Source organism: Enterococcus malodoratus ATCC 43197 (assembly GCF_000407185.1).
Lineage (GTDB): Bacteria > Bacillota > Bacilli > Lactobacillales > Enterococcaceae > Enterococcus_A > Enterococcus_A malodoratus.
This window is the reverse complement of sequence record NZ_KE136484.1, coordinates 201,248-213,457: the sequence shown is the minus strand read 5'-3', so window position 1 is coordinate 213,457 and position 12,210 is coordinate 201,248. Positions and strand designations below refer to the sequence as shown.

The following is a 12,210-nucleotide window of genomic DNA, read 5'->3' as shown; positions in this document are numbered from 1 at the left end:
AGAATTCTCGCAGACATCTTTAAATCAACTTTCACATAGTGTTGAGTCCTTCTTTAATAATTACGGGCTATACTGTTGAACTTGAGGGAGTGTTAAGTTATGAACATCGATCTACTACTAGATTTTGAAAGTCAGGCACTTTTTGCTATTTATACTTATTTAAAAGAAAATCCTGGTTTTCACGATATCAATGAAATATCAGAACAAATCGGCTTTGAAAAACGAACCACACTAAAATACTTGGATCGCCTAGCCGCGCTAGCTGATGAAGTTAAGGGAAAAATCGGAACTTCACCTCTCAACACATCAGACCGAAAATACCAAATTCTTCAAACGAATTACTCAGAAAATAAAGAGCTATCTCTAGTCATCTATCACATTTCGATCAAGATCGACTTGCTTGAAGGGTTATTGCTTAATAAAGAAAATACAATGGACTCATTGATGGATAAGTACAGCTTGAGCTATTCCACGTTAAAGAAAGATGTTTACGAAGTCCGGGATTATCTCAAAGAAGCCAACATTGATCTTCATCTAAAAAATGGCGAACTTGTCCTATCCGGACTAGAACCAACGATTCGAATGTTCTTTTTAAGCTTCTTTTGGCAGCTTTACGGTGGTTATGGACATCCTTTCAATATCGAAAATTCGACAGAGAAAAATTTCATTTTTGAGAAGCTCAGCTTTTTACTTTCGGATCAAATCGATCCCATCACAAAGATGCAATATGATTACTTAGTTGATATCACCTTGATTCGTTACTTGGCGGATCATAAGATCAAGAACAATGAGCTGCCTGTCGAGTCGATCCTTATTGGAAATAAATTCGTCCAGCATTTTCATTTTATTTCTGAAGAAAATGTTTCAGCGTATACAAATTTCAAAGATGAACTGTTCTTTATGCTGCTTTTCCTGCAATCAAAAATGGTCTTCTATCGTAATAACAGCTTCTTTCAGGAGCTGAAAAAATACCATAAAGAGATTGATTCAAATATTTACCAAGCCAATCAATTCTTTTTCCAAAACATCGGACGGCTCTTTAATCACTTTTTGCTTGATTCCGTTGAATTGGAAAAAGAACTCTATGTCATTCACACCCGACTGTTGTTCAAAAGCTTCTATAACTATGTTCCAATCGGTGAGCATTACAATCTCTACCCTGAAGACATGGCGATCGTTCAGGAAAATCTCCGGGAAAGCTTTGAACACATCAGTCCTAGAAACAGTTTGATCTATTCGCAGCTGGACTATACGATCTTCCTTTACGCTGCGTTAAGTATCGCCAATGAATTTATGACAGAGTATGAATTATCCGTCTTTATCGACGACTCCACGGGTGAGTTCAATTCTATCTGGCTCAAAAAATTCTTCACTAGAAGTACCGGCGGTTTAGTTAAATTGAACTTTGTTGATCCTCATCGCTTTTTGTTAGCCGATGGCTCAGTGGACTTGATCATCAGTACGAATAAGTTCTTCCCGATCGAAAATAGTCAAAACATACCGATCCTCTTTTTAGAATGCAAGGACAAGTATGAAGACCTGAAAAATGTCCAAACGATGGTTCGTAAAATCATGAAAAACAAAAAGAATGCTTCACAAATGAACTAAAGTTGCGCTGACTTTTTTAACATAAAGCTGACTTTTCACCCATTTTGAGAAAAAATTTCGCGAAAAAAAAGACAGCCAACAAGTTGACACAAAGCAAAAATAAATAAATATGCTATACTAACTTCGGTTAGTTTCTCTTTCCAAAATCAAACTAACTGCCAAAGACGATCGACCGACATATTCGATCGTCTTTTTTTGCGAGTTCTGCTTCTTGCTTCAGCAAGATTAGTAGAATGGTATGCGTAATGAAAATCTAACTCATTTTTCTGGTTTTTAGAAAAATGAATACATATATACGAATTAGCTGTTAGCTGTCAGTTGCCAGTTATACTTCTTGCTTTAGCAAGATTAGTAGAATGGTATGCGTAATGAAAATCTAACTCATTTTTCTGGTTTCTAGAAAAATGAATACATATATATATGAACTAGCTGCCAGTTCTGCTTTTCGCAGGATTAAATGTTTGAACTTCATTTATCGGGTATAAAAATATATGACTCGTGCTGTTTAGCAGAATAGTATGTCAACGACAATTAAAAAATTTGTTTCAAATTTTTCCATTGCATGAAGTTGACTCTGCTTCTTGCTTCAGCAAGATTAGCAGAGTCGTATGCGAAACAAAAAAATCCTCCTAGAAATTTTTCTAAGAGGAACTAAAATTCAAGTTTATTTTTTTCGAGAAAAATCTAATACTACTCTTCAAACTACCCCTATTTCCTGATAAATGATCAGCTTTGCTCCTTTTCACCCATTCCGTTTCTCAATTTTTTCAATAATTCATCTGAAAAACCTAAAAATAGTTCGACCGGAATCAAAGCCAGACCAAATGATTCAGGTGATTCATCCCCTAACAATACAAAACTATCTCCTTTATTGATTTTGAAAATAGTACGCGCGTCTTTTGGGATCACGACTTGTCCCCGTTCCTGTATTTTTACGATCCCAAACATGTGCTTCCCCTTTGGCGGAATCTTCGAGCCGGCCTTTTTCTCGTCGAAACGAATGAGGTCATTAACGGTTACATCGTAAAAATCAGCTAATGATACAATCGTGACTACATCTGGAAGGGCTTCTCCCGTCTCCCATTGCGCTGCCGTTTGACGGGTAACACTCAATTTATCAGCCACTTCTTCTAAGGTATAGTGATACTGTTTCCGTAAAAAAGATAAATTTTCACTAATCATCAGTTCCTTCGGCTTTTTCATATTATTCCTACCTCCTTAGCAATAAGTCTAGCAGGAATACTCGCTTGAACAACCAAGTAAAACGGACAGCAACGGTTCTTTTCAGTTCCCTCAGATACGCAAAAACCCCTCTTAGAATAAATTCTAAGAGGGGTTTTCCCAGTACCAAAAAATTGATAGAAAGATTCTTCGTCCACTAAGCTTCTTTCCGACACCCTGAAATCCGACAGGTGACTTGCGTCGTTGTGCCTCTGGTATCGAAGGATCAATGTTTCAGATCCGCTCGACTCGTCGCATGAGACAAACTATAGCACATCCGCTTAGCCTTTGACAATCATTTTTGATAGTTCTTATAGATTGATTCCGTAATTGCGACTGTTTTTAAAGTCAGCTCTTTCGTTACGATCGGACTTTCTGTACGTTTTTGCTTCAAGCAGTCATTCACGTGGTCTACTTCAAAAACAAATTCACTATTTTGAACCGCACGCAACGTTTCCGTTTGACCATCTTTATACTGAATCTCGGCCGTGTCCGTCTTCCAAAAATCTGGAACGATAATTTTTCCTTTGTCACCGTAAATGATCATTCGTTTCGTCAAATCCAAATCAACGGTCAAGAAAATTGTGCCGATCACACCGTTTGGAAAATTCAAAGTAATCTGCGCCTGCGCGTCTGATTGACCTTCAGGGAAAGTCAGCGTTCCTTTCGCCTCGCCAGGTGAAGCGTTCAATAAATGCTGCATGTATTCTAAAGGATACGTTCCCGCACCGCGAAAAACACCGCCGCCCGCACTCAAATCACGGAACCAAGAAATATGATCAATGTTTGGGTAGGCCGTCACAGAGTCTAACCAACGAACAGCCCCGATTTTCCCCTCTTGAATAACTTTTTGGATTTGATTGGTGATGGGTAGAAAAAGTGCCTTTTGTGCTTCCATCAAAAACAGCTGGCGCTCTTTGGCTATCGCAAATAGTTCTTCCGCCTGTTTAAGAGTCATGGTGAATGGCTTCTCCAGTAAGACATGTTTATTATTCAGCAACGCCAATTTTGCGGCATCATAATGTCCTTTGTTATAGACTGCTACATAAACAATATCGACCTCTTCGCTCTGACACAATTCTTCATAGCTTCCAAAGGCCGTTGGGATAGCTAATTCTTGCGCCATTTTTCGCGCCTTTTCAATTCCCCGTGAAGCAATCGCCGTAACGATCCCATCCTGACTTTCTTTCACTCCCGCAACAAACCGCGGAACTACTTGCGCTGTACTTAACACACCATAACGAATCATACTTTCTCTCCTTTTCGTAGTAAGGAACTGCCTTTTCAGAAAAAGCAGCTCCCCTTTTTTTATTCCTATGTATTTCCTAAAGCGGAAATGAATCAGAGTCTTAGAGCCCCGCAAATGTTTTGTTCAAAACGAACAAACAGAAGTAGCCGTATGATCCCACAGACCAAATTTTAAAAATCAAAATGATTTTCATATATTCACGAAAAGAAAGATCCGTCATCCCCGCAACCAGACAAGTTAAATCATCTGGCAAGAATGGAAAAATGAAACAAACAATCAATAATTTTTTGATGTCCTGCGTATGATCTTGCAAGGCCGTTTCAAATTTTTGAAAATTTTTCTCGGATAGGACTAGTCGGGCAAACTTAGGACCAAAGCGTCGCACTAATAAGAATAATCCCGCTTCCCCAATCACCAATCCGATGTAACTATATAAAATGCCCGGAATGTTACCAAACATCAGCATCCCGACAATCGTCGCAAAACCACCCGGCAAGAAAGGAATGATTGGCTGGATCGCTTGCACAACGATGAATGCTGCAATAGCAAAATTACCAAAGTTCTTGATAAAATGCTGCAAATCAGCGACTGAACTGAACATCCCCGATCGCCGAATATAGATTAATATAAGAATAAACGCGGCTAAACCAACGACAGGTAAAACTTGAATGACTTTTTGCTGCCATGTCGCGCGGTGATTCGTTTTTGGTTCCATCCTTCCCCTCCTATCAAGTGGATGCTATTTTACTATTATAACGGATTGAGGCGAATAACTGCCGAAAAACAATTCCGGCAGTTATTTCATCGCTTACTTTAGTGCAAAGCTGACTATTGGTAAAACTCTCCGATTTGATCGACATATGGCAGGGATTCTTTCAATGGATAAACCACAAAATCATGCATCATGCCATCCACTACTTCTAATTGCATCGTAGTCCCTTGACTGCGTGTGATTCGATCTCGCAGCCGCAATACATCCGGATATAAGATTTCATCCGTACCCGCCACTACAAATAATTCGCCTAGTTGATCAAAATTGCCGTAGATCGGCGAGACCATTGGATCAGTCAGAGGCAATTCGCCCGCATAATTCTCCCCAGCTTCCGCCAATAGGTCTTTTTCTAATAATACATCTTTTTCCTGCAATTCTTGTGAACGCGGATCGCTCAAAGAAGCATCTAACCAAGGCGACGCCAAAGCAATCTTTTTAGGCCGCTTCGGCAAATCGATATTGCGCAAATGTTGAGCCAAGCTCATCGCCAATCCTCCGCCGGCTGAATCACCAAATAAGAAAAAGCAGTCATCCGGATACAAATGTGTCAATTGTCGAAACGCCTTTTCTGTCAGCGGAACGGTTTTTTCCGCCGTATTTTCGGGCGCTAAAGGATAATCAAAATAACTCACTTTTAAGTTATATCGCTTAACAAAACGCTCTTGAATCTCCTTATGAAACGGCGACGCTTCTAAAGCATAGCCGCCTCCATGTAAATAAAACACATGGCGTCTCGTTGGATGCCCCGGAAATAAAGTGATCAATTGATGACCATCAACCTCTGAGATCCGTTGCGGAATATCCGTTTGCGAAAGCTGTCGGCTGATCAACCGACGACGCTTCGGCGGATCGACCATCGTCGCCCCTACAAGTTTTTTCATATTGATCACTTTAAAAACATTTTTTACAAATTTTGCTGAATAGCGCATCGCGGTCTCCTTATTCTTACTATTTATATTCACTAAAAATGAGTTCGATTCTCATGCCGTGTGTCATCCTGCTAAGCAGCTCTGGAAGGAAATCTATCCTTCTTTTCATTACAAGTTTTGACCGCTTAAGATAGCGGAAAGCAGATCGGAACCCCGTCAAAGAATTCCCATAAAATCGCGTAGAACTCGTCTTTTCGTGCTACAATAGACAAGGTAAACTATTGCCGTCTGCTTCTTAAGCATAACGGAATCTGAAGGAGGTGTCCACAATCACAAAACCAAATCGCGAATACCTTTACGATAACATTCGCGGCATCTTGATTTTACTCGTGGTCTTGGGACACGCATTAGAATATTTTCGTTTAGATAATAAGGTCGGTGAATTTTTATATGTCTTCATCTACCTATTCCATATGCCAGTCTTTATTTTTATCTCTGGTTATTTCTCGAAAAATTTAGCAAAAGGCCGATCCACAGCTGTGGAAACTTTCCTTGTGCCCTATCTGCTATTAAATATGATTTTATCGCTGATCATGTTGGCGATCGGTAAAATCAATGAATTCATGATCTTAAGTCCAGGCTGGACTCTATGGTATTTATATTGTATGTTCATCTGGCGCTTATTGCTACCAGACCTCGTAAAAGTTCGGCGAATCTTAATTTTAAGTTTTATTGTTGGTATTTTCTCCGGTTTTCTAACCGAATTTGGTACCTACATGGCAATGGCAAGGACCTTAGGCTTTCTGCCCTATTTCCTAGCAGGCTATTTCATGGATCGTTCCATGTTAGAAAAAATCCATCGTTTGCGCTGGCGCAAATTCATCAGCTTCGGAATTATTTTAGCTGGATTAGGAGTCGCCTATTTTTGGGTACAAACTGCTCTTCCGCCCGAAATTCTATGGCGTGATCGCTCGTTCCTGCTATTCAAATTACCGCTTTACCAAAATGTCTTAAACAACGTCCTTCTGTATCTAGTAGGATTTGCCTTTGTTTTCGTCTTTTTGAGCTTAGCAGCACCAAAGCCGCATTTCTTTACATCATGGGGACAAAAAACGTTGGCGATCTACCTACTGCATGTCTACTTGGTCTCGCCCTTGGTGGAGTTTACTCAATATGTAAAAGATCCGCTGCTCCATTTAATTTTATTAGTAGCCGGAACATTATTGATCCTGTATTTATTGTCTCGACCAAAAGTGACGACGACGCTGCAAAAGACGATTGCGCGCATACTGCATTTTATTATGCCAAATAAAAACGGCGACTCCTCGTGAGCCGCCGTTTTCTTTTATTCAAAACTGCTTTCTGTCAAACAAGCTGTATAAATTTCTTTAACAGCCGCTTCATCCAACGGAACAAACGCATCCGTTTTTATCGTGCTGTGATCCACGGCTTGTTTCGCCATTTCTTCAAATTTTTCTTCATTGATACCAACTTCTGGCAAGGTCATTGGAATTCCGCAGGTCTTGAAGTAGTCATACAATTTTTGAATTCCGATCCGCGCTGCCAGCATCGGAACTTTTTCCTCTACGTTCCAAACATTCCAAGCGAAGCTAGCAAACTTATCAACGGTGTCATCGTTCAAGGAATATTCCATCCAACGCGGTGTTAAAATCGCTAAACCAACACCATGCGTAATATCATAAAAGGCACTTAACTCATGTTCCATCGGATGACAAGACCATGCGCCCGGTTTGCCGTTACCAGTCAATCCGTTTAACGCTAAAGTACTTGCCCACATCAAGTTGGCACGAGCATCGTAATCATCTGGGTATTTCAACGCGATCGGACAATTTTTGATGACTGAACGCATCAAGCCTTCCGAAACAGAATCTTGTACGTCCGTTCCTTCTGTCCGTTTGAAGTAATTTTCAATCAAATGACTCATGATGTCCGCAGAACCTGCCGCTGTTTGATATTTGTTCACACTAAACGTATTTTGCGGATCTAAGAAAGAAACTTTCGGTAACATCACTTTGCTGCCGGTTCCCAATTTTTGGTGCGTAGAAAGATTAGAGATCACGGCCCCGCTGTTCATTTCACTGCCGGTTGCTGCCAAGGTCAAGATCGTCACTAGTGGTAACGCGCCGCCTTGATATTTCCGACGTTGTAAAACTAGATCCCAAGCATCGCCATCAAATTTCGTCGCAGCTGCTACGACCTTCGCACAGTCAATCGTTGAACCGCCACCGACAGCTAGAATCACATCGATATTTTCTTTGCGGCAAATTTCCGCACCGCGACGAACCGTTTCAATCCGCGGATTTGGTTCTACGCCGGCCAACTCAAAAACGTCGTTGCCATTTGCTTTCAGCTGTTCCATCACTTTATCGTATAAACCGATTTTCTTGATACTTCCGCCGCCGTAAACGATCAATACCTTTTTGCCAAATTGGTTCAACACCTCTGGCAATTCGGCTAAACGATCTTTACCAAAACGAATATCCGTTGTTACGTGAAAATCAAAATTTTCCATCAATTATTTCCTCCCTGTTTGCCTGTATCCATTTATTCTAAGCCAAAGCCTTCCAGAATGAAACTAACTTTCCTCAAAACATCCGTTTTCCTCTCTATTTTAATAGACTAGAAAATGAATTAGCCGCCTAAGTTATCCGCAAAGAAGTCTGTAATTTGATCCATCGTAGCAATTTGAACAAAGTGCCGTTCAGCCGCACTCACAAAAGTGATATTGTTTTGCGGATTCGCCTCAATAAACTCAGCCGTATGCTGATAAGGGACTTTTTCATCCTCCGTTCCATGCCAAAAGAATAATGGACGGCCCGCTATTTTTTCCGGTGCCAATGATAAATCATACGCTTCTAACCAAGAAGTTAGCTGTCGATAATCCTTTGGCAAATAAAAACCTAATTCACCAGCATGCAGACTGATCCGTTCACGATATTTGATCGGTGCAGGCGATCCCATCACGCAAGCTGCCACATTGATTTCAGGGTGCTGCGTCAATAGCATACAGGTCGTGATCCCACCCATTGAGATACCTCCGACACCGACTTTTCCCATCACCAAGCCAAGATTCTCGAAATAGTCGACTAGATAGCCAAACTCGTATAAATTCGTTTGGATACTATCCCAAAAAGTCAGCGATGGAATCTCTGACGTTTTCGTCTTACGTTCACCATGATTGGCCGCATCCGGCAGCAACACTCGGAAATTTTTCGCCGCCAGCTTTCGTCCTTGCGTCAACACTAATTCCTTGGCTGTTTGCCAGCCATGATAATAAATGATCAACGGCAGCGGCTCATACACTTTATCCTCTGCAACAACTTCCAACAAAGGAATATTGCCCACCGTGCGCTTGCGTACAACAACTTTCATTTTTGACCTCCCGTAGTTAACTATTTGTCCCTATTATACCGAACAATCCCTGAATACATCTGACTCGCACCTTACTGACGCATTTTTTACTTTAAATTCCTCGCAAAAAACCGCCCCTCATAATTGAAGGACGGTTTCCAAAAAGATCTATTTTGCAATAATTGTTTCTAAGCCGACATACATCATGTCTTTGAATGTGTTTTGACGTTCTTCTGAAGTCGTTTCTTCTCCAGTGATCATGTGGTCGCTGACCGTCATAATGCCTAATGTTTGAACATTGAATTTTGCGCCTAAATAATACAAAATCGCCGCTTCCATCTCAACGCCCATCACACCATATTCAGCTAATTTGAAGGTTGGTGCTAGATCATCTTTATAGAAAGTATCTTCTGACAGCACATTTCCAACATGAGTCGTAAAGCCTTTTTCTTTCGCAACTGCATAAGCTTTCATCATCAAATCAAAATCAGCGATCGGTGCAAAATGGAAATCAGGGAAATGTTTTTTCACCATCGATGAGCTAGTCACTGCACCTTGAGCGATGATCAGGTCACGTACATGGACATCCTTCGACAACGCTCCGCACGTTCCCACACGAACCAATTTTTTCACGCCGTAGGATTGGATCAATTCTTGGGCATAGATCCCAGCAGATGGCATCCCCATCCCTGTTCCCTGTACTGAAACACGCTCACCTTTATAAGTTCCGGTGTATCCCAACATTCCTCGGACATTGTTGTAGCATTTCGCATCTTCTAAAAAGTTCTCCGCGATAAATTTTGCCCGTAATGGATCTCCCGGTAACAAAATCTTATCTGCGATCTCCCCTTGTTTCGCTTCAATATGAACGCTCATTGTATTCCTCCTTATTCCTATTAAAATACTTACTAGATGATTATAACACCGCTAATGTTTCCTTGATCAGTTTCTTGAAGTCTTCTTTGACACGTTCAGTCGTTTCCACCACTTCAGCGTGATTCAAGTTGGCTTGCATCCCAGCCGCTAAGTTGGTAATACAAGATATCCCTAAAACTTTTAGCCCACTGTGCTCCGCCACGATAACTTCCGGTACTGTCGACATACCAACAGCATCCGCACCGATCGTCCGTGCCATCCGAATTTCCGCAGGTGTTTCATAAGTCGGACCAGTCATGCCAAGATACACGCCTTCTTGTAAGCCAATCGCTAATTTATTCGCAACTTCTCGTGCTTTCTCTTGATATTCTTTCGTATAAGCCGCACTCATATCTGGGAAGCGCGGACCCATATTTTCATCATTTGGTCCAATCAATGGATTGGTTCCCATGAAATTGATATGGTCCGTGATCAACATCAAGTTTCCTGGTTGGAAGCCTTCGTTTACGCCGCCAGCCGCATTCGTTACAACAACTGAATGAATACCCAAGGCAGCCATTACACGAACAGGATAGGTTACAGTTTCCATTGTATTCCCTTCATAATAATGGAAGCGTCCTTGCATCGCTAATACTTTTTTTCCAGCTAGGCTTCCATAAACTAATTGTCCAGCATGCCCAACCACTGTTGATACGGGGAAATGAGGAATCTCATTGTACGGGATCACTACAGGGTTTTCGATTTCTTCAGCTAGTTCGCCTAGGCCTGATCCTAAAATCAATCCAAAAGCGACATCCGCCACCCCTTTGTCTTGGATGTAACTAGCTGTTTGCTGAATTTTGTCTTGTAAGTCTGTCATAAAATCCTCCTATTTTGTATTTTTGAGTATTTACTTTTTTCTTACTTCAAAAGCTTTAAGAAACTTTCGCCATTTTCCGTTGCTGGTACATCAAAGTTTTCCGCAATCGTTGCAGAAATATCTGAATAGTAGCCCTGCGGTAATTTACCTTGTTCAGTCATTTTTTTGCTGTAAACCAAGAATGGTACATACTCACGAGTATGATCTGTTCCGGTAAAGGTTGGATCGTTTCCATGATCGGCAGTGATCATCAATAGATCATCGTCTTGCATCGCAGCCAAAATCTCAGGAATTCGTAAATCAAACTCTTCGATCGCATGCGCATAGCCGACAACATCACGACGATGTCCAAACAATGCATCAAAATCAACTAAGTTCGTGAAGCTCAAACCAGTGAAATCATTCTTCATCACATCTAATAATTTATCAACGCCATCCATGTTGCTCTTCGTGCGAACAGCATCTGTAATTCCTTGTCCGTTGAAAATGTCGTTGATCTTGCCAACTGCAATTACATCTTTCCCATTGTCTTTCAATGAATCCAAGACTGTTTTGCCAAATGGATCAAGGGCATAGTCGTGGCGATTACTTGTACGAGTAAAGTTGCCTGGTTCCCCAAGATAAGGACGAGCAATGATTCGGCCGATCATGTAAGGATCATCTTTGGTAATATCACGAACATACTGACAAATCTTATAAAGTTCTTCTAACGGAATGATCTCTTCATGTGCTGCGATCTGCAATACAGGGTCAGCAGAAGTGTAGATGATCAAATCGCCGGTTTTCATTTGTTCTTCGCCGAAATCTTTGATGACTTCCGTCCCACTATATGGTTTATTAGCACCCATGATAATACCGCGGCCAGAAAATTCTGAGATTTGGTCTAGCAAATCTTGCGGAAATCCTTCTGGGAAAACACGGAAAGGTGTTTGGATATTCAATCCAGCAATTTCCCAATGACCAGTCATTGTATCCTTACCAACAGAAACTTCTTCTAATTTTGTGGCATAGCCATCATGATCCGCTACGTCCTTAACACCTTTTAACGGACGAATTGATCCAAGACCAAGCTGTTCCAAATGCGGAATATTCAATCCAGCTTTTTCAGCAATGTGTCCTAACGTATCTGAACCAACATCTCCAAATTTATCAGCATCTGGTGCTTCTCCGATACCAACTGAATCCATTACGACTAAGTGAATGCGCTTAAACATTTCTATTCCCTCTTTCTATTTATTTATATCAAAATAAGTAAGACGAATCCCACTTACATATTTAACAAACTGACTGTCTTGCAAAAATCATCAACTCAGCTCCAGTATATTGGGTTCTTAGTGTTCCGTAAACTGAAAGCCATTATGCCAAAATTAACTTATTGGGGGAG

11 protein-coding genes are annotated in these 12,210 nt (G+C 41.0%); 2 read left to right on the top strand and 9 right to left on the bottom strand.

Features of this window, described 5'->3' with window-relative positions; all coding sequences use genetic code 11:
• Positions 1 to 99 precede the first annotated feature (99 nt).
• Positions 100 to 1,608: a helix-turn-helix domain-containing protein gene (locus I585_RS21805; protein WP_010741193.1), complete on the top strand. Its 1,509-nt coding sequence runs from the start codon at positions 100 to 102 to the stop codon at positions 1,606 to 1,608.
• Positions 1,609 to 2,334: 726 nt separating this feature from the next.
• Here the strand turns inward: I585_RS21805 and I585_RS21800 are convergent.
• The 4 genes from I585_RS21800 to I585_RS21785 all read right to left on the bottom strand — a co-directional run bounded on the left by I585_RS21800 (position 2,335) and on the right by I585_RS21785 (position 5,779).
• On the bottom strand, positions 2,335 to 2,811 hold the full coding sequence (locus I585_RS21800; protein ID WP_010741194.1) for a helix-turn-helix domain-containing protein: 477 nt from the start codon (positions 2,809 to 2,811) through the stop codon (positions 2,335 to 2,337).
• A gap of 313 nt (positions 2,812 to 3,124) precedes the next feature.
• On the bottom strand, positions 3,125 to 4,078 hold the full coding sequence (locus I585_RS21795; protein WP_010741195.1) for a Gfo/Idh/MocA family protein: 954 nt from the start codon (positions 4,076 to 4,078) through the stop codon (positions 3,125 to 3,127).
• Between the two features lie 100 nt (positions 4,079 to 4,178).
• Complete coding sequence (locus tag I585_RS21790; RefSeq protein ID WP_010741196.1) at positions 4,179 to 4,793, bottom strand: TVP38/TMEM64 family protein; 615 nt, start codon at positions 4,791 to 4,793, stop codon at positions 4,179 to 4,181.
• 113 nt (positions 4,794 to 4,906) lie between these two features.
• Positions 4,907 to 5,779 (bottom strand): alpha/beta hydrolase fold domain-containing protein, encoded by an 873-nt coding sequence (locus I585_RS21785; RefSeq protein ID WP_010741197.1) that lies wholly within the window; start codon positions 5,777 to 5,779, stop codon positions 4,907 to 4,909.
• A gap of 260 nt (positions 5,780 to 6,039) precedes the next feature.
• Between I585_RS21785 and I585_RS21780 the strand changes: the two genes are divergently transcribed.
• A complete protein-coding gene (locus I585_RS21780; protein ID WP_010741198.1) occupies positions 6,040 to 7,050 on the top strand; it encodes an acyltransferase family protein in 1,011 nt (336 codons plus the stop codon).
• A 14-nt stretch (positions 7,051 to 7,064) separates the two neighbouring features.
• Here I585_RS21780 and I585_RS21775 read toward each other — a convergent pair whose 3' ends face one another.
• The 5 genes from I585_RS21775 to deoB all read right to left on the bottom strand — a co-directional run bounded on the left by I585_RS21775 (position 7,065) and on the right by deoB (position 12,040).
• Positions 7,065 to 8,252, bottom strand: coding sequence for an iron-containing alcohol dehydrogenase (locus I585_RS21775; RefSeq protein ID WP_010741199.1), 1,188 nt, complete (start codon positions 8,250 to 8,252; stop codon positions 7,065 to 7,067).
• A 119-nt stretch (positions 8,253 to 8,371) separates the two neighbouring features.
• Positions 8,372 to 9,112 (bottom strand): alpha/beta fold hydrolase, encoded by a 741-nt coding sequence (locus I585_RS21770; protein ID WP_010741200.1) that lies wholly within the window; start codon positions 9,110 to 9,112, stop codon positions 8,372 to 8,374.
• Between the two features lie 147 nt (positions 9,113 to 9,259).
• A complete protein-coding gene (gene deoD, locus I585_RS21765; protein ID WP_010741201.1) occupies positions 9,260 to 9,967 on the bottom strand; it encodes a purine-nucleoside phosphorylase in 708 nt (235 codons plus the stop codon).
• Between the two features lie 40 nt (positions 9,968 to 10,007).
• Positions 10,008 to 10,826 carry a purine-nucleoside phosphorylase gene (locus tag I585_RS21760; RefSeq protein ID WP_010741202.1) on the bottom strand — a complete coding sequence of 273 codons (819 nt, stop codon included), beginning with the start codon at positions 10,824 to 10,826 and terminating at the stop codon, positions 10,008 to 10,010.
• A 41-nt stretch (positions 10,827 to 10,867) separates the two neighbouring features.
• Positions 10,868 to 12,040 (bottom strand): phosphopentomutase, encoded by a 1,173-nt coding sequence (gene deoB, locus I585_RS21755; protein WP_010741203.1) that lies wholly within the window; start codon positions 12,038 to 12,040, stop codon positions 10,868 to 10,870.
• Positions 12,041 to 12,210: the final 170 nt, after the last annotated feature.